The sequence below is a fragment of the Microlunatus ginsengisoli genome, assembly GCF_039537205.1.
Lineage (GTDB): Bacteria > Actinomycetota > Actinomycetes > Propionibacteriales > Propionibacteriaceae > Microlunatus > Microlunatus ginsengisoli.
Window position 1 is genome coordinate 252,846 of the sequence record NZ_BAABAB010000017.1, and the last position, 17,655, is coordinate 270,500.

Below are 17,655 nucleotides of genomic sequence, written 5' to 3' on the forward strand. Positions count from 1 at the left end.
CGGCATGCCGGCCGGCCGTACGGGCGCGGCGAGCCGGAGCCGGTCGGGCCGTGTGGGCGGTTAGGGTCACAGCGTGAGCGGGCTGGGCCTCGCGCGGCCGCGCCATCGGCCGCCGCCGATGCTGGTCCGGCACCCGTCCGCGATCTTGCTCCTGGTGCAGTTGCTGGGCGTGCTGATCTATCCCTACACCGAGGGCAACTCCGCCGGCCGGGTGGTTTTCGAAGCCTTCGGGGTCACGGTGCTCGCGCTGGCGATCTGGGTGGTCAGGCCGTCGCCGACACCGACCTCGATCGCCGTCGCGCTGGCCATCACCGGCTCCGCGTTGTCGATCGCGGACGCGATCCACCCGTCCGTGACGCTGCAGCTGATCGCCGCGATCTGCCACGCCCTGTTCTACTTCTGGGCGGCAGTGAACCTGATGATCTACATGCTGGCCGACGCCCGGATCACCACCGACGAGCTGTTCGCGGTCGGCGCTACGTTCACGCTGGTGGCCTGGGGCTTCGCGTACCTGTTCGTGATGGTCCAGACGCTCCAACCGGGCTGCTTCCTGACCCCGTTCAGCCCGCTGCCGCAGCGCAGCTGGAGCGAGCTGCTGTTCCTCAGCTTCACCAACCTGTCCAGCACCGGCATCTCCGACATCGCGCCGGTAACCACCCAGGCGCGCTCGGTGGTGATGATCGAGCAACTGGCCGGACTGGGCTACGTCGCACTGTTCGTCTCCCGGCTGGTCGGCCTCACCCTGTCGCGCCAGGTCGCCCGGCGGCAGGCGGAGGCCGGCGACGCCGGCACGGACGAGTGATGGCGCAGCGACTGCTGGTGATCGCGCACGGCCGTGCCGGGTCGGCCGGCGATCCGGTCTTCGGCGATCGGTCGCCGCTGGCCGCCGGCGTGACGGTCGGACCGGTCGAGGGTCGGTTTCAGCGCTGGGTGTGTGGACCGGAGACGGCGTGCGGGGAGACCGCGCTGCTGCTCGCCAGGGGCGAAGAGGCTCACGTCATCCCGGAGCTCGCCGGTCCGGACCTGGGTCGCTGGACCGGCAGCACGCTGTCCACGATCGCCCGGCAGGATCCGGATGGACTCCGCAGCTGGCTCACGGACCCCGACGCAGCCCCGCACGGGGGAGAGTCGCTCTCCCGAACCGCGGTGCGGGTCGGCGCCGCGGTCGACGACATGGACTGGCCCGAGGGCCGGACCGCGGTCGTGGTGTCGCCGGCGGTGGCCAGGTTGCTCGCTCTGCACGCGATCGGCGGTACGCCGGCGCTCGCGTTCCGGCTCGACGTCCGGTTCGGCGGCCGGTTCGAGCTCTCAGCTGCCGGTCGAGCCGGTACCGGAGGGAGCGGGGCCGGCGGGATCGGGGCCGGCCGGGGCTGGCGGCTGCTGCTCGGCTGAGTCGCCCTTGGCCGGCTTCTGCGGTTTCTTGGGCCCGTCCGGGCTGCTGAACAGGACCCGGACCCAGCGCAGCTCCGGCCGCGAGTCGACGAACAAGGCGCGGACCAGCAGGGTCATCGGGATGGCCAGGATCGCACCCAACCCACCGAGGATGAACGTCCAGATGATCAGTGCCATGAAGGTCAGCGTGGTGTTCAGCTGCACGGTGTCGCCGACGACCTTCGGCTGGATCAGCACCTGGATCACCACGTTGATCACGCAGTAGCCGGCGAACACGATCACCGCCGACTGCCAGTCCATGGTGACCAGGGCCAGGATGGCCGGCGGGATGACGCCGATCAGGAATCCGATGTTGGGGATGAAGTTGGTGACGAAGGCCAGGATGGCCCACAGCCACGCGTCCGGAACGCCCACGATGGCCAGCAGGATCCAGTCGACGACCGCCACGATGCCACCGAAGATGGCGGCGACGGCGAAGTAGCTCCGGGTGGACTTCCCCAGATTGACCAGGGCGCTTGCGGTGTGCGGCCGGAATCGGGTGACCAGCCGCAGCCGGTTGGCGAAGTTGTCGGCGTCGAGCGCCATGAAGAAGGTCAGCGCGAAGATCAGGCCCAGCATGCCGGCGATCGCGGTCGAGGCATTGACCACCGATCCCGCCAGCGACGCGATCCGTGACGGGGAGAACAGGCTCGCGATCTGGCTGGTGCTGACGTTGGTGATGCCGACACTTTGCAGCGCCGCGGTGCCGGACGCGATCAGGTCGTTGAACTTGCCGGGATTCTGGATCAGCGTCGTGGCGAACTGCGTGATGGCCAGATAGACCGACAGGCCGAGGAAGATCAACACGCCGTAGATCAGCAGCATGTTCACGATCATGGTGATCACCGGCGGCACCCGGCGGCGCTGCAGCGCGGTCGAGATCGGCCGGAACGTGATCACCAGGAACAGCGGCAGCAGGGCCGGCGCCAGGATCGCCGAGGTGGCCTTGATGCCCGCCAGTGAGACCACGGCGGCGGCGATGCCGACCACCGTCATCGCTACCGGCAGCTGCGGTCCGGAGGCGAGCCCGGCCGGCGGCGGAGGCGGCGCCGCGGGGCCAACGGTCGACGTCTCCGCTGCCTCCGCTTCGGATACACCGGATGCGGCGGATGCACCGGATGCACCGGATGCGGCGACGGTCCCGCCGGGATTCGAGGTAGTGGTCACGGGGCATCCCCTTCGTAGACGGAGACAAGCTGACGGTGCTGGCGGTGGAGCTCGGAGGGGCGGCCCCAGTGGGCATCGACGCGGATCCAGCGGCGCTGCTCGCCGGTGAGCTGCAGGTATTCCAGCACCAGGCTCATCCGCGGAAACGTGTCGATCACCACGTGGTCCGGTGCCAGCCGCTCCAGCAGCCGGTCCCAGGAGTTCGGCGAGTCCGCCGGGTCTCCGGCCCTGATCCGCTCGATCCGCCGCTCCAGCCGGCCGAACGACCCGAGGGTCAGCACGGTGGAGAGCAGGGTCAGCACGAGCAGTACGACCAGCAGCGGCGCGCCGACCGCCGGATCGATCGCGTCGATCAGCCGCGCGGTCGGCGGCACGATCACGTACAGCAGCAACAGCGACAGGAATCCCCAATAGATGGAGTACTGCGCGCAGACCCGGCCGTGCAGGTTCAGCGGCTTGTCGCTGTAGTCCCAGAACACGGTGTGGAACGCCTTTTCCATCACCAGGCTGGCGACGTACTCCAACACGGTGCCGACCAGGATGCCGACGAAGAACATGATCACCGGCTGGTCGAGGTAGCGGTAGAGGAACAGCCCGATCGCCACGCCACCGAAGCCGTAGATCGGACTGAGTGGCAGGTACAGCAGCCCCACCCGGGACTCCAGCACGCCCTCCTTGGCCAGGCAGAACACCATCTCGACGATCACGCCGAGCACGCAGAAGACGTAGAACCCCCACAACACGTCGTACAGCGGCACGCCGAGCACGCTGGCGGAGAACAAGGCGCGCTCCTCACGCTCGGTGGTTCCGACTCAGGGCAGCGTATCCAAGCCGAGCCCCTCGGAGCCGTCTCCGCGCCGCGGTTCATCCGTTCCGGGCGATGCGATCTCAGCGGATGCGGGGATCTCTGCGGATGGGGGGATCTCGGGGGAGACGGGCTCGCCGGGCCGGAAGGCGGCCACCGCGCCGATCACCGTGATCGCCGGCGGTCGGAGCGCCGCCTGCTCGACCAGTCGCGGCATCGTCTCGAGGGTCCCGCGGACCACGCGCTGGTCGGGCAGTCCGGCGCTGGCGACCGTCGCCGCCGGGGTGTCGGCCGGCATCCCGGCCGACGTCAGGGCCGCGCAGATCTGGGGCAGCGCCGCCACGCCCATCATCACGACCAGTGTGGTGTTCGTCCGAGCCAGCGCGGCCCAGTCGAGGGTCGACGCCGGGTCGCCGGGCGGCACGTGGCCGGAGACCACCGTGAAGCCCTGGGTCAGCGTGCGATGGGTGAGCGGGATGCCGGCCAGTGCCGGGGCGGCGACGGCCGAGGTCACGCCGGGCACGATCTCGACCGGGATGCCGGCGGCGGCGCAGGCCTGCCACTCCTCCCCGCCGCGGCCGAAAACGAAGTTGTCGCCACCCTTGAGCCGCACCACCAGCTTTCCGGCGCCGGCGTGCCGGACCAGCAGGTCGTTGATCTGCTCCTGAGGCGTGTACGCGCCGCGCGGGATCTTCGCGACGTCGACGATCTCGGCGGACGGTCGGGCGTGCCGCAGGGCGGCGAGCGGGGCGAGCCGGTCGACCACGATCACGTCGGCAGCGCCGATCGCCGCCTGTCCGGCCACCGTCAGTAGTCCCGGGTCGCCGGGTCCGCCGCCGACCAAGACGACCCTGCCGCTGCCCGGCTGACCAGCGCCGACCGGGGCAGCGCTCGGGATCAGGCTGACCGCGAGGTCGTGCGCGGCCGCCAGCGTGCGTACGTCCTCCTGCTGCTCCGCGCAGACCACGAGTGCGGCGCGCGCCAGATCGCTCGGCCGGAGCTGCCGTGCGGACCAGCGCAGCAGCCCCCGCTGGGCCAGGTCGAGGACGGACGTGCCGACGTCGGTCGCCACCACGTCGACCAGGGCACCCGCGGCGAGCAGGGCGGACAAGGCGGGCAGTGCGTCGGCGCGCCCGTCGGCGCAGACCACCCGCCGGCCGCGGACGTCGAGGCCGGCGTGGAAGGTCATGGCCGGTCTCCTTCGCTGGTGCGGATCGCCCGCACCGTGTCGAGCAACGCCCGAGTGGTCTCCGGATCGCGGACCGCGATCCGAATCCAGCCGGCGTCGAGACCGGGAAACGTATCGCACCGGCGGACCGCGAAGCCACGCTGCCGCAGTGTCCGCCGGAGCCGGCCCGGAGGTTCGCCGGCCCGCTCCCAGGCGTGGGCGTCGACCAGCACGAACGGCCCGCGCGGTTCGCCGGCGACCGGCAGCCCGAGCGAGCCGAGTCCGTGGACGAGCTCGCGCCGCCACCCACCGAGCTCCACCGCGGCCTCCGTCGCCAGCTCGCGCGCCTTCGGGGTCAGGGTCGCCTCGATCACGGCGAGCGCCGGCGTCGAGGTCGACCATGGCGGTTGCTGGCCGCGGAGCCGGCCGATCGCCGCCGGGTCGCCGACGACGTACCCGGCACGGAGGCCGGCCACCCCCCAGGTCTTGGTCAGCGAACGGAGCACCAGCACGCCGTCGAGCGGGCTGCCGTCGAGCAGCGTCTCCGGCTCGCCCGGCACGGCGTCCATGAACGCCTCGTCGACCACCAGCACCCGGCCCGGCCGGGCGAGTGCCCGGATCAGCTGGCGCGGATGAAGCACGCTGGTCGGGTTGGTCGGGTTGCCGATGACGACCAGATCGGCGCGGTCGGGGACCAGCGCGGGATCCAGCCGGAAGCCGTCGGCCGGGTCGAGCAGCACCCGGTGGACGGTGTGCCCGGCCGCGCGGAGTGCCGCCTCCGGCTCGGTGAACTGTGGATGAACCACGACCGGGTAGACCGGCGTGAAGGCCCGCGCGATCAGGGTGAACGCCTCCGCCGCGCCGGCGGTAGGCAGCACGTGGGTGATGGGGTCGCCGGCCCCGCGCTCGAGCGGGTGGGCCCCGAGCGGGTGGGCCTCGAGCGGGTGGGCCCCGAGCGGGTGGGCCCCGAGCGGGTGGGCGTCGGCGACGGCCCGGATGGCGGCCGCGGGATCGGGATAGGCGGCCAGCCGGTCGATGGTGGCCGCGATGGTGTCGGCCAGCCACTCCGGCGGGTTCCGGACCCGGACGTTCACCGCCAGGTCGACCAGGCCCTCGCCCAGTTCCGCGTCCCCGTGGTGGTCCAGGTCGTGATTCGAGGGCCCGCGCCGGGACCCGGACTCCGGTGCCGGCCCGGATTCGGGTCGGCCTTCGGGCTCGGACTGGGGCTGGAGCTCGGGCTCGGACTGGGACTGCGGCTTGGAGTGGGACTGCGGCTCAGAGTGGGACTGCGGCTCGGACTCGGGCCCGACGACCGCGACCGCCGCCGCGGGCCAGGAGACGCCCCGCTCGGCGAAGTCGTGGACGGCGGCCGCGAACCGGTCGGCCAGTTCGGGGTGCCCGGCCCAGTGCACGTGCAGGTACGAGGCGTGCAGCGTCTCCGTTGCTGTCCCGTCCGCCGCAGGGCGCCCCGGCCGGTGTCGACGGGCGGTACCGGACTCGCTTGGCTCCGCCCCTCCCTCGGCCGGCGCCCCTGCTTTCGCCTCCTCGGCGCGGCCCGGACCTGCCGCGGCGTCCCTCGTGTCTTTTTGCGCGGCGCCCGCTTCGGCGGTGGTCCCCGGGTGGGCCGCCTCGGCCCGTTCCCACTTCGCGCGGCTAGGGGCGACTTCGCGCGCTTCCGACGGTGCGCGAAGTCGCGTTTCGACGCGCGAAGTCGGGTGGAATGAAGCCGACCCGGCCCCTGCCGCCTCGGCCTCTTCCCACTTCGCGCGGCTAGGGGCGACTTCGCGCGCTTCCGACGGTGCGCGAAGTCGCGTTTCGACGCGCGAAGTCGGGTGGGGACCAGGGCTGGTCGGGTGGGGACCAGGGCTGGTCGGGCGGGGACCAGGGCTGGTCGGGCGGGGATCGCTGGGGTCGTGCGGTACGGGGTCGCGGTAGGTGAGGTCGGGAGTGGACGGGATCAGCAGCCAGCCGGCCCGCTCGGCATCCAGCCCGGTGACGGCGGTGCGGTGGAACTCGTGGCCGTGCACCCGGGTGCCGGCTGCGGCCAGCACCGAGTCGTGCTCGGCGATGGCGGTGCGATAGCCCAAGGTCAGCCGGCCGGTCATCGCGGCCCGGCCGGGAAGGGCGCCGACCATCGGCACGCCGTCCACGCTCTCCGCCAGATAGAGCAGCCCGGCGCACTCCGCGACCGCCGGCAGACCGGCCGCGAGTGCGCCCGCGATGTCGGCTCGCAGCGCGACGTTCGCGCTCAGCTCGGCCGCGTGTACCTCGGGAAACCCGCCGCCGAGATAGAGCCCGGCGGTTCCCGTTGGCAGCGCGGTGTCTCGCAGCGGGTCGAACTCGACCACGTCGCAGCCGGCCGCCCGGAGCAGCTCGTCGGTCTCGGCGTACCGGAACGTGAACGCCCGCCCGCCCGCGACCGCCACCGCGGGTGCGTCCCCCGCGTGCCGCCCCGCCCCTCCGAGCCCGTCCCCCGCGTGCCGTCCCGCCTCTCCGAGCCCGTCCCCCGCGTGCCACTCCACCCCTCCGAGCCCGTCCCCCGCACCGGAAAGTGTGCCGCTGTTGCAGCGACACGCCGACGGATCCTGCAACAGCTGCACAGTTTCCGCGGAGGAGCGCGGGGACGGGGAGCGCGGGGACGAGGAGCGCGGGGACGGGGAGCGCGGGGACGGGGAGCGCGGGGACGAGGAGCGCGGGGACGGGGAGCGCAGGGACGGGGAGCTGGTGAGGGAGGCGAGGGCGGTGGCTGGGTCCCATGGGGTGGCGTCCAGCTCCGGCGCGTCGTGGGCCAGGGCCAGCAGGGCTCGGAGGTCGAGGTGCTCCGCGATGGTGGCGCCGAGCCGGCGGACCGTCTCCGCCGCGGCCGGCTGCTCGGCGGCGGTCACCAGGCCGAGGTGGCGGGAGGGCAGCTCGATCCCGGCGTCGCGCGGCAGCACGCCGAGCACGGGCAGCCCGGTGGCCTCGAGCGCGGCGACCACCTCGGCCGCGTGCCGGGACGAGCCGGCCTTGTTCAGCACCACCCCGGCCAGCCGGACGTCGGGATCGAACGTGTGCAGGCCGTGCACGATCGCGGCCGCCGTCCGTGACACGGCCGAGACGTCCAGCACCAGCACGATCGGCGTCCGCAGCAGGCCGGCGACGTGCGCGGTCGAGGCGAAGCCGTCGCCACCCAGCCGGCCGTCGAACAGTCCCATCACGCCCTCGACCACGGCGATGTCGGCCGGTTCCGGCGCCCCCGCGCCGTGCAGCAGCAAGGGGGCCATCCGCTCCGGCCCGCACAGCATCGGGTCGAGATTGCGGCCGGGCCGCCCGGTGGCCAGCGCGTGGTAGCCCGGATCGATGAAGTCCGGCCCTACCTTGAAGCCGGCCACCTCCAGGCCCTCCGAGCGCAACGCCGCCATCAGACCGGTGGCCAACGTCGTCTTGCCGTGTCCCGAGCCGGGCGCGGTGATCATCAGCCGGGGAAGGTTCACCACTCGATGCCCCGTTGGCCCTTCTGGCCTTCGTCGAACGGGTGCTTGATCTTGGTCATCTCGGTCACCAGCGAGGCGATCTCGATCAGCTTCGGGTCGGCCCGCCGGCCGGTGATGATCACGTGCTGGTGGCCCGGCCGGTCGACCAGGGTCCGGACCACGTCGTCGACGTCGACCCAGCCCCAGTTGATCGGATAGGTGAACTCGTCCAGGACGTACAGCCCGTGGGTCTGGTCGGCCAACCGGCGCTTGATCTCCGCCCAGCCCTCGGCCGCCGCCGCTGCATGGTCGTCCTCGCTGCCCGACTTGCGCGACCAGGACCAGCCCGACCCCATCTTGTGCCACTCGATCGGGCCGCCCCGGCCGGTCTCCGACAGCGCCTCCAGCGCGCTCTGCTCGCCGATCCGCCACTTGGCGGACTTGACGAACTGGAACACCCCGACCGACCAGCCCTGGTTCCAGCCGCGCAGGGCGAGCCCGAACGCGGCCGTCGACTTCCCCTTGCCGTCGCCGGTGTGCACGATGACCAACGGCCGGTTCCGACGCTGCCGGGTGGTCAGCCCGTCGGCCGGGCTGGCCTCGACCACTCCCTTCGGCATCAGGCGGCCCGCTCGCGACGGACCACGTCCAGGATCGTGCCCGCGGCCACGTCGTCGACCTCGACATGGTCGGCGCCGAGCCGCACGCTGAGCAGCCGCGCCAGCCCCAGCCGGAGCCGTCCGGTCTCGCAGTCGATCACGACCGCGCCGATCCCCGTCCGGCGTAGCTCGTCGGCTGCCAGCCGGGACCGGTGAACCGCGTCCGGTCCGTACGTCGCCCGACCGTCGGTGACCAGCACCAGCAGCGGCCGGCGGCGCGGGTCCTTCACCCGCTCGATCCGCAGCGTTTCTGCGGCGCACAGCAGGCCCTCCGCCAGCGGCGTACGTCCGCCGGCCGGCAGGGCGTCCAACCGCCGGGCGGCCGCGTCGACCGAGGATGTCGGCGGCAGCGCCAGCGTCGCCGAGTCGCCCCGGAACGTCACCAGGCCGACCTTGTCGCGCCGCTGGTAGGCGTCCAGCAACAGCGACAGCACCGCCGTCTTGACCGCCTCCATCCGCCGCCGCGCCGCCATCGACCCGGACGCGTCCACCGCGAACAGCACCAGGTTGGACTCCCGGCCCTCGGTCACCGGCCGGCGCAGGTCGCCGGTCCGCAGCACCAGCCCGCCCCCGGTGCGCCCGCGCGCCCGCTGGTGCGGGGCCGCGGCCCGGATCGTGCCGGGCAGGTGCAGCCCCCGGCCGTACGTCCCGATCGGGCTCACCCCGATCGTGCGCCCGGCGTCGGTCACGGCCCGGCTGCGCCGGCCGGCCTCGCCGGCGCCGATCCCGGCGACCACGAACCGCCGGGTCCGGTACGTCTGTCCGGCCCGAGCGATCGTCTGCCGCCCTTCTTGCCCCGAGCCTGTCGACGGGCTGGGAGGTTCCGACTCCTCTCGCCCATCGACCGGCTCAGGGCACGCACCCTCCTGGCCCGCCGCCGAGCGCTCCTCGTGCCCCGAGCTCTCCTCGTGCCCTGAGCTTGTCGAAGGGCGCGGGCCACCCTGTTCGCCCGCCGGGCCGCCGTCGTCCTCGGGTCCTGAGCCGGTCGAAGGTCCCTCCGGGTCTGGCTCGGCGTCCAGCAAGCGGTCCAGCAGCTCCTCGTCCAGGCCGGGCGCGTCGAACGGGTTGCGCCGCCGGCGGTGTGGCAGCGCCAGCCGGGCGGCCGCCCGCAGGTCCGCCTTGACGACCGCATCGCGGCCGTGCCAGGCGGCGTGTGCCACCGCCGCGCGGGCGGTCACGATGTCGGCCCGCATGCCGTCCACCTCGAACCCGGCGCAGACCCGGGCGATGGTGACCAGCTGGGCGTCCGCCAGCCGCACCGCGCCGACCCGCGCCCGGGCCGCCCGGATCCGCTCCGCCAGCTCGCGCTCGGCCGATCTGTAGCCGGCGGCGAACCCGACCGCGTCCCGCTCGTACGCCATTCGCCGGCGGATCACCTGCGCTCGCAGCTGCGGGTCCCGCGGGGCGGCGACCTCGACGGTCAGACCGAACCGGTCCAGCAGCTGCGGCCGCAGCTCCCCCTCCTCGGGGTTCATCGTGCCGACCAGCACGACCCGGGAGGCGTGGGCGACCGACACGCCCTCGCGCTCCACCGTCGAGCGGCCCATCGCGACCGCGTCGAGCAGCAGATCGACCAGGTGGTCGTGCAGCAGGTTGACCTCGTCGACGTAGAGGATGCCGCGATGCGCCTCCGCGAGCAGTCCCGGCTGGTACGCGATCTGGCCGGCGCCGAGAGCCTGCTGCAGGTCCAGCGATCCGATCACCCGGTCCTCGCTTGCACCGACCGGAAGCTCGACCAGCCTCGCCGGCCGGGTCACCACGGCGGTGTCCGCGGCATGCGGGCCGTCCGGGCAGGCCGGGTCCGGGTCGGCGGGGTCACAGCTGAACCGGCAGCCGTCGACCACGCGCACCGCCGGCAGCAGCGACGCCAGCCCGCGGACCATCGTCGTCTTCGCCGTACCCTTCTCGCCCCGCACCAGCACCCCGCCGATCTCCGGCGAGACCGCGGCCAACACCAGGGCGAGCGCCATGTCGTCGGAGCCGACCACGGCCGAGAACGGGTAGTGCTGCACGGGTTTCCTCCTGGCGGGTGTCCACGCCCGCTCGTTCGTGGCGAGAGGGTCCGGCGTGCCGGGCCCTGGCAGCGGCCGATGTTCTGGCTCTCGACCGACGCTCCGCGGGTGCGGACCGTCCGGTCGGCTCACAGTGGCGGGACCGCTCCAGATGCGCGCTGGATTCCTCCGCCGCTGCCGGTGCCGATCATCCCACAGCGCACTGGCTACAGTCGCAGCGTGATCCGGGTGGTGGGGCTGACGGCGCGCGGCTGGGCCGACCTGCCCGAGCCCGAGCGGGCGATCGTCCGGGAGGCGCCGCTGGTGATCGGTGCCGGACGCCTGCTGGACCTCGTCTCGTTGTCCCCGGGCCAGCGGGCCGTGGAGTTCCCCAAGCCGCTGCGGCCGGGGCTGCACCGGCTGCTCGCCGATCCGGATCGGGACGAGGTGGTCGTGCTGGCCAGCGGTGACCCGCTGCTCTCCGGCATTGCCACCACGCTGTTGGAGGAGTTCGGCTCCGACCGGGTCCGGGTCCATCCGGCGGTGTCGTCGGTGGCGCTGGCCCGAGCCCGGATGGGCTGGCCGGCCGAGTGCGCGGAGACGGTCTCGGTGGTGGGCCGTCCCGTCGATCGCGTCCGTCGGCTGCTGGCCCCCGGCGTACGCCTGGTGGTGCTGTCCGCGGACCGGCACACCCCGGCGGCTTTGGCGGCGCTGTTGGTCGACGCGGGCTACGGCGCCAGCACGATGGCGGTGCTCGGCGATCTGGGCAGCCCGGATGAGTCCTCGGTGTCGGGCCTCGCCCGGGGCTGGTGCGCCGACGTGCCGCAACTCAATGTCGTCTGCGTGGAGTGCACGCCGGACCGGGGCGCCACGACGTACGGCTGGACGAGCGGGCTGCCGGACGAAGCGTTCGAGCACGACGGCCAGCTGACCAAGCGCGACGTCCGGGCCGCGGTCCTGGCCCGGCTGGCGCCGCGCCCGGGCGAGCTGCTCTGGGACCTCGGCGCCGGCGCCGGGTCGGTCGCGATCGAGTGGTGCCGGGCCCACCCGAGCTGCGCAGCGGTCGCGGTGGAGCGGGACGCCGACCGGGTCGAGCGGATCCGACGCAACGCCGCCCGGCTGGGCGTCCCGGAGCTCCGGGTCGTCGGTGCCGACACCGCGCTGGCCGAGACGTTCGACGGCCTGCCCGCGCCGCACGCGGTGTTCGTCGGCGGCGGCGCGGACGCGGAGCTGCTGGACCGGGCCTGGGCTGCCCTGCCGGCCGGCGGCCGGTTGGTCGTCGCAGCGGTCACGATCGAAACCGAGCAGCTCCTGGTGTCGCGGCAGGACCGGCTCGGCGGCGAGCTGATCCGGATCTCGGTGCAGCAGGTCGAACCCCTGGGCCGCTACCGTGGCTGGCGGCCGGCTCGCCCGGTCGTGCTCTGGGCCGTCGGCAAGGACGAGGAGATGTCGTGACGCTGCTCGCCGTCGGGTCGGCTCGGCGCCCCGGGCGCCTGGACAGGCAGCGCCCGTGACCGTGCACTTCGTCGGCGCCGGACCCGGCGCCGCGGATCTGCTCACGATGCGGGCCGTGCGGTTGCTGGCGGCCTCGCCGGTCTGCATCTATGCCGGGACCTACCTCGATGCCGAGATTCTCGCCTACTGCCCCTCGGGCGCTCGGCTGGTCGACAGCGCTAATCTCGACCTGGATTCGATCATCGAGGAGATGATCGCGGCACACCAGGAAGGCAAGGATGTCGTCCGCCTGTGCTCGGGGGACCCATCGCTGTACTCGGCCCTCGCCGAGCAGGCCCGCCGGCTCGATCGTGCGGGCGTGCCGTGGGACGTCACGCCCGGGGTGCCGGCCTATGCGGCGGCGGCCGCGCTGGTCGGCCGTGAGCTCACCGTCCCCGAGGTGGCGCAGACGGTGATCCTGACCCGAGCTCAGCGAGACTCGACCGCGATGCCGGCAGCGGAGTCGTTGGCCGAGCTCGCCCGCAGTCGCGCCACCCTGGTCCTGCACCTGGCGGTCCGCCACGTTCGTGAGCTGGCCGCCCAACTGATCCCGTCGTACGGCGCCGGCTGCCCGGTCGTTGTCGTCGCCGACGCCAGCCGGCCACGGCAGCTGATCTTGCGGGGTGCGCTCGCCGACATCGCCGGCCAGGTCGAATCCGCCGGTTTGCGGCAGGCCGCGGTGATCATGGTCGGCGAGGTGTTCCGGGCCGAGGACTTCGTGGAGTCCCATCTCTACGGCAGCCGGGTCCGGTCGGCTCGGGACGGCAGTCGTGGAGACTGAGGACCTCGTCCGCCGGACCCTGCAGGACGACCCGATGTTCGTCTTCATCCAGCCCGACGACGCGCGGCGCCGGCGGCTGCTCGGCTGGTACGTCCCGGCGTTGCTGAAGCTGCTCCGGGCCAAGGGCCGGGTGGACGTGGCGCCCGGCCCCGCCGCCGCGCTGTGGGTGCCGCCGGCGGCCAAGGTACGGCCGCCGCTGATCTCCCGGGTCGACCTCGTGACCGCGCCGTTCCGGTTGGGGTTGTCGGCGACGCAGCGCGCGATGGAGTTCGCCGCGGCCGTCGACGAGGCGAGCCGAGGCAGCGCCGCGGACGCCTGGCTGCTGGTGCACGTCTCGGTCGAGCCGGACCGGCGGGCCCGTGGGCTGGCGGCCGGAGTGATGAAGCGGACCCTGGACGAGGCCGACGCCGCCGATCAGCGGGCGTTCGTCGCGGCCACCTCCGAACCGGCTGTCGGCTTCCTCACCACCCAGGGCTTCGAGGTCGAGCACCATCTTCGGGTCGAGGGGCTGCCGCAGTTCTGGACCATGGTCCGCAGCCCGCTCTGAGTCGCCGGCCGAGCCCCGACCTCGGCCGCGCGAGCCGGGGGAGAGCACGATCGACCTCCGTGCCGGCCGCGCACCCTGTCCGGCTCCACTTCGCGCACCCGACCGTGACTTCGCGCAGCGTCGCCGGCGAGCGAAGTCGCGCTGAGCCGAGCGAAGTGGAGTGACCTCGACCGGAGCGCAGCCGGCTCGGTCTCGGACGGCGATCGGGCTCCTCTGGTGAAGCCTCAGCCGACCGAGCGGGGCGTCCAGACCGCGCCACGGTCGACCCGGGTCCGGCTGGCCCCGACGATCAGCAGGCACCGCATGTCGACCAGGTCGGGATCCAGATCGCCCAGCGTGCCGACCAGCACCTCCTCGCCGGGGCGGCCGACGTCCCGGCCGATCACCACCGGCGTGCCCGGTTCGCGGACCTCGAGCAGGATCTCCTTGGCCTGCTTCACCTGGGTCGTACGAACCCGGGAGGCGGGGTTGTAGATCGCGATCACCAGGTCCGCCGCGGCGGCCGCGCGGAGCCGGGTCTCGATCACCGACCACGGCTTGAGCCGGTCCGACAAAGACAGCACCGCGAAGTCGCCGCCGAGGGGGGCGCCGACCCGGGCGGCCACCGCGAGCACGGCCGACAGGCCCGGCAGCACGGTGATCCGGACCGCCGCGTAGCGAGGGTCTTGCGCCGCCTCGTAGACCGCGGAGGCCATCCCGAACACGCCGGCGTCACCGCCCGACACCACGGCCACCCTCTCCCCGGCCAGCGCCAGCTCGAGCGCGTCCCGGGCCCGGTCGAGCTCGACCGTGTTGCCCGAGGGGTGGCGCCGCAGTCCGGTCCTCTCGGGCACCCGATCGACGTACGGTCCGTAGCCGACCACGTGGTCGACCCGGTCGAGCGCGTCCCGGACCTCGGCGGTGAGCCACCGGTCCGGGCCGGGTCCGAGCCCGGCGACCACCAGCTCGGCCTCCGCCGCCTGCGGCCGGGACTCGGCGGGCGGCTGGACCCGCTCTGCCCGGACGGCCCGCTCTGCCCGGACGGCCTGCTCCGCCCGGCCGGCCGCGTCGGCCCGGCGGTCCATTCCGGGCACCATGATCATCGAGAAGTACGGCACCCGGTCCGGATCTACCTCGACCACCGGCCGGACCTGCTCGGCACCCGTGCTGGCGCGCTCGACGTACAGCGCCTGGTCGAGCCGGCCGGCTCTCTCCAGCGCCGCGCGGACGGCGGGGAAGGTCCGGCCGAGTTTCATGATCGCGACCGCGTCGGTGGTCCGCAGCCGCCGCGCGAGCTCGTCCGGTGGCAGCGTGCCGGGCAGCACCGTGAGGACGTCCTCGTGCCGGACCAGCGGACGTCCGGTGGCGGCCGAGGCCGCGCTGACCGAGGTCACGCCGGGCACGATCTCGGCCTGGTAGCGATCCGAGAGTCGATCATGGAGATACATGTACGAGCTGTAGAACAGCGGGTCGCCCTCCGCCAGCACCACAACGTCCCGCCCGGCGTCGAGATGGCGCGCGAGGCGCTCCGCCGACGCGTGGTAGAACTCCCCGATGGTCGCGTAGTAGTCGGTGATCTCACCGGTGGTCACCGGGTAGGCGAGGAGCTCCTCGATCACCTCCGACTGGACGTAGGCGTCGACGATGCCGCGGGCGATGGAACTGCCATGCGTCCCGGAGTGGTACGCGATCACGCCCGCGCTGCCGATCAGCTCGGCCGCGCGGACGGTGACCAGGCGTGGATCGCCCGGGCCGACGCCGACGCCGTACAGCCGGCCGGTCACAGCTCACTCTCCTGAGCCAGCGCGTTGATCGCGGCGACGCACAGCGCGGAGCCACCGCGCCGGCCGTGCACGACCAGGAACGGGATGTCCCACGGGTTGTCCGCCAGCGCCCGCTTGGACTCTGCGGAACCGACGAAGCCGACCGGGATGCCGATGATCGCCGCGGGCCGGTGCCCGCCGTCGGCGATGAGCTCGAGCAGGTGGAACAGGGCGGTCGGGGCGTTGCCGATCGCGACCACCGACCCGGCGACGCGGGGGCCCCACAGCGAGACCGCGGCGGCCGAACGGGTCGTGCGCCAGGACCGGGCCAGCTCCCGCGCCCGCGGGTCGTCCAGCCGGCAGACGATGTCGTTGTCCTTGGGCAGCCGGCGGCGGGTGATACCGGACGCGATCATCATCGCGTCGGTGAAGATCGGCGCGCCCGCCGCCAGGGCGTCGCGGGTCGCCGTGACCAGTGCGGGATGGCTGACCAGCTCGTCGACCAGGCCGGGATCCCCGCAGGCGTGGATCATCCGCACCGCCACCGGACGTACGTCCTCCGCCAGCCCGAGGAGGTCCGCCTCGGCGCGGATGGTGGCGAAGGACTGCCGATAGATCGCCTCGGGAGAGTGCTCGTAGTCGTAGCGCGGCGTCGGCGGCGTGGTCACGACCCGGCGCCTGACGACCGAGAGACCGCGGGTTCCGGCCGGACGAGGATGTCGCGATGATCACCGCTGGGCGCCCCGCAGCGCCGCTCGCACCCGCTGATGTGGACCCGGGTAGGCGGCCTGCCGGCCGCGGCGAGGTCGTACGCGGCCGCTCGGGTGCTGCCCGCCGACCGGGCGCACCACGGACCACCGACGCAGGCGGTGATCACCGACCAGGGCGAGCCGGGGTCGGTGCCCAGGCCGGCTTCGGCCAGGATCGCCAGCCCGGCCGCGCCGCCGGGGACGACCACGCCGCGCCAGGGCGTGATCACCAGCGGACCGGGCGCCACCCGGGCCAGCGCGGCTGCCTGGGCCGGGGTGAGCAGTCCGAGCGGCACGGCGACCCCGGCCGCCGCGCCCAGGTCGCCGACGGTGCCACACCCCGCGCCGGGATGCGGCTGCGGGACCGGCCCCAGGTTGGCGATGCCGGTGATCCAGTCGGGCAGCTCACGGACGTGCCACACCCCGGAGGTGTGCTGCGCCTGGAGGAAGCCGACGGCCAGCTCGATCAGGGTGTCCACCGCTCGCTCGATCGGCACCGGGAAGCCGAGAGCGGCGCCGCCGACGAGGACGTGGCCGGTCCGTCCGTCGGTCGCGCGGTAGCCGAGGTCGAAGGGCCGGTCGGTGACGTCGTCGCGTCCGTCGTCGAGCACGAACAGGAAGCGGCCGGGCAGGGCGGCCAGCGCGGGCTCGGCGATGATCGCGTGGTCCAGGTCGTGGATCAGGCCCCTCAGGTCGGCACGCCCGCCGGTGACCCCAGTCAGCGGTGAGGCGACGATGTTGCGCACCCGCTCGTGCGGGAGCGAGGGGAGCAGCCCGAGCCCGAGCAAAGTGCGGGCGACGCCCGGCGGCAGCGGGTCGGGCAGGCCGCGCAGCTGGATCCCCGCCCGCGAGGTGAGCTGCAGGTCCGGGTTGCCGTACGTCTCGGCGAGGCTGCTCAGCGCGCTGACCACCTCGGCCGTGGTCTGGCCGCCCGGCAACCGCAACCGGACCACGGCGCCGTCCTCCGCCGAATGCGGACGGAGCACGCCCGGGCAGCGGTCGGCGGCTTTCACGCCCGCCATCGTAGGCCGCGGCCGCTGCGCGGACCGTTCCCGTCGCCACCGTGAACCACGCGGGCCGCACTCGGCCCACCGGCATCGCTGCCCGCCCGGGTCCGGGTCACGCCCGCGTCACGTCCGCTGCTTCTTCGCGCGCGCCCCCCGTCACCCCTGCCGCGTCACCCTCCGCGCCGCGCCCAGTGTCACGTCCCGCGCCGCCTCCTGCCGCATCTTCGCGCGCTTTCACCCCACTTCGCTCGTGGAGCTTCACGAGCGAAGTGGGTGGACAAAACCGCGCGAAGCGGGTGGAAACCGAGCGAAGTTGGGTCAGCCGGGCGGGGCGGGTTGCCGCCTCGGCGAGCTGGCCCTGGGACGTCCCGCGTCGGCTCCCGCCGCATCTTCGCGCGCTTTCATCTCACTCCGCTCGTAGAGCTTCACGCGCGAAGTGGGTGGAAACCGAGCGAAGTAGGTGGAAGACGAGCAAAGTTGGGTCAGCCGGGCGGCCCGTATCGCCCTCTACGCGGGCCGGCGGCGGGACGTCCCGTGTCACCTCCCGCCGCATCTTCGCGCGCTTTCACCCCACTTCGCTCGTAGAGCTTCACGAGCGGGGCGGGCTCAGGGGGTCAACGCAACACCGATGTGTTTGGCCAGTGTTTCAGCTGGGGTGTAGA

13 protein-coding genes and 3 pseudogenes are annotated in these 17,655 nt (G+C 73.4%); 5 read left to right on the forward strand and 11 right to left on the reverse strand.

Annotation, left to right across the window (positions count from 1 at the left end; genetic code table 11):
* Nucleotides 1–73: 73 nt before the first annotated feature.
* Both ABD747_RS13595 and ABD747_RS13600 read left to right on the forward strand, forming a co-directional pair.
* Nucleotides 74–802: an ion channel gene (locus ABD747_RS13595; protein WP_344805349.1), complete on the forward strand. Its 729-nt coding sequence runs from the start codon at nt 74–76 to the stop codon at nt 800–802.
* Nucleotides 802–1,392, forward strand: a complete 591-nt coding sequence (locus tag ABD747_RS13600; protein ID WP_344805351.1) for a histidine phosphatase family protein — start codon at nt 802–804, stop codon at nt 1,390–1,392. Before ABD747_RS13595 ends, ABD747_RS13600 begins: the two co-directional genes overlap by 1 nt.
* Here the strand turns inward: ABD747_RS13600 and ABD747_RS13605 are convergent.
* The 8 genes and pseudogenes from ABD747_RS13605 to ABD747_RS13635 form a co-directional block, all read right to left on the reverse strand.
* Nucleotides 1,309–2,598: an AI-2E family transporter gene (locus tag ABD747_RS13605; protein ID WP_344805354.1), complete on the reverse strand. Its 1,290-nt coding sequence runs from the start codon at nt 2,596–2,598 to the stop codon at nt 1,309–1,311. The genes ABD747_RS13600 and ABD747_RS13605 overlap by 84 nt on opposite strands.
* Complete coding sequence (locus ABD747_RS13610; protein ID WP_344805356.1) at nt 2,595–3,380, reverse strand: putative ABC transporter permease; 786 nt, start codon at nt 3,378–3,380, stop codon at nt 2,595–2,597. The genes ABD747_RS13605 and ABD747_RS13610 overlap by 4 nt, the downstream gene beginning before the upstream one ends.
* A 174-nt stretch (nt 3,381–3,554) precedes the next feature.
* A pseudogene (gene cobA / locus ABD747_RS13615) lies at nt 3,555–4,301 on the reverse strand (uroporphyrinogen-III C-methyltransferase); the annotation flags it as partial.
* Between the two features lie 45 nt (nt 4,302–4,346).
* Nucleotides 4,347–4,592: pseudogene (locus tag ABD747_RS13620) on the reverse strand (NAD(P)-dependent oxidoreductase); the annotation flags it as partial.
* Nucleotides 4,589–5,983: an Rv2231c family pyridoxal phosphate-dependent protein CobC gene (gene cobC / locus ABD747_RS26715; RefSeq protein WP_425562527.1), complete on the reverse strand. Its 1,395-nt coding sequence runs from the start codon at nt 5,981–5,983 to the stop codon at nt 4,589–4,591. The gene cobC and the pseudogene ABD747_RS13620, both read right to left, overlap by 4 nt.
* Nucleotides 5,984–6,565: 582 nt before the next feature.
* Nucleotides 6,566–8,044, reverse strand: a pseudogene (locus ABD747_RS26720) (cobyrinate a,c-diamide synthase); the annotation flags it as partial.
* Nucleotides 8,041–8,643: a cob(I)yrinic acid a,c-diamide adenosyltransferase gene (cobO, locus tag ABD747_RS13630; protein WP_344805358.1), complete on the reverse strand. Its 603-nt coding sequence runs from the start codon at nt 8,641–8,643 to the stop codon at nt 8,041–8,043. The gene cobO and the pseudogene ABD747_RS26720, both read right to left, overlap by 4 nt.
* Nucleotides 8,643–10,652 (reverse strand): VWA domain-containing protein, encoded by a 2,010-nt coding sequence (locus ABD747_RS13635; protein WP_425562528.1) that lies wholly within the window; start codon nt 10,650–10,652, stop codon nt 8,643–8,645. The genes cobO and ABD747_RS13635 overlap by 1 nt, the downstream gene beginning before the upstream one ends.
* A gap of 261 nt (nt 10,653–10,913) precedes the next feature.
* On the opposite strand from ABD747_RS13635, the gene cbiE reads away from it, so the two are divergent.
* The 3 genes from cbiE to ABD747_RS13650 are packed head-to-tail and all read left to right on the forward strand — an operon-like array spanning nt 10,914 to nt 13,495.
* Nucleotides 10,914–12,128, forward strand: coding sequence for a precorrin-6y C5,15-methyltransferase (decarboxylating) subunit CbiE (gene cbiE / locus ABD747_RS13640; protein WP_344805362.1), 1,215 nt, complete (start codon nt 10,914–10,916; stop codon nt 12,126–12,128).
* 55 nt (nt 12,129–12,183) lie between these two features.
* Complete coding sequence (locus ABD747_RS13645) at nt 12,184–12,948, forward strand: cobalt-precorrin-4/precorrin-4 C(11)-methyltransferase (RefSeq protein ID WP_344805364.1); 765 nt, start codon at nt 12,184–12,186, stop codon at nt 12,946–12,948.
* Nucleotides 12,938–13,495, forward strand: a complete 558-nt coding sequence (locus tag ABD747_RS13650) for a hypothetical protein (RefSeq protein ID WP_344805366.1) — start codon at nt 12,938–12,940, stop codon at nt 13,493–13,495. The genes ABD747_RS13645 and ABD747_RS13650 overlap by 11 nt, the downstream gene beginning before the upstream one ends.
* Nucleotides 13,496–13,719: 224 nt before the next feature.
* On the opposite strand, the gene cobJ is transcribed toward ABD747_RS13650, so the two are convergent.
* Genes cobJ through ABD747_RS13665 form a run of 3 tightly spaced genes read right to left on the reverse strand, consistent with a single transcriptional unit; the run spans nt 13,720 to nt 16,999 of the window.
* On the reverse strand, nt 13,720–15,258 hold the full coding sequence (gene cobJ / locus ABD747_RS13655; protein ID WP_344805369.1) for a precorrin-3B C(17)-methyltransferase: 1,539 nt from the start codon (nt 15,256–15,258) through the stop codon (nt 13,720–13,722).
* Nucleotides 15,255–15,905, reverse strand: coding sequence for a precorrin-8X methylmutase (locus ABD747_RS13660; protein ID WP_344805371.1), 651 nt, complete (start codon nt 15,903–15,905; stop codon nt 15,255–15,257). The genes cobJ and ABD747_RS13660 overlap by 4 nt, the downstream gene beginning before the upstream one ends.
* Nucleotides 15,902–16,999, reverse strand: a complete 1,098-nt coding sequence (locus ABD747_RS13665) for a precorrin-3B synthase (protein ID WP_344805373.1) — start codon at nt 16,997–16,999, stop codon at nt 15,902–15,904. The genes ABD747_RS13660 and ABD747_RS13665 overlap by 4 nt, the downstream gene beginning before the upstream one ends.
* Nucleotides 17,000–17,655: the final 656 nt, after the last annotated feature.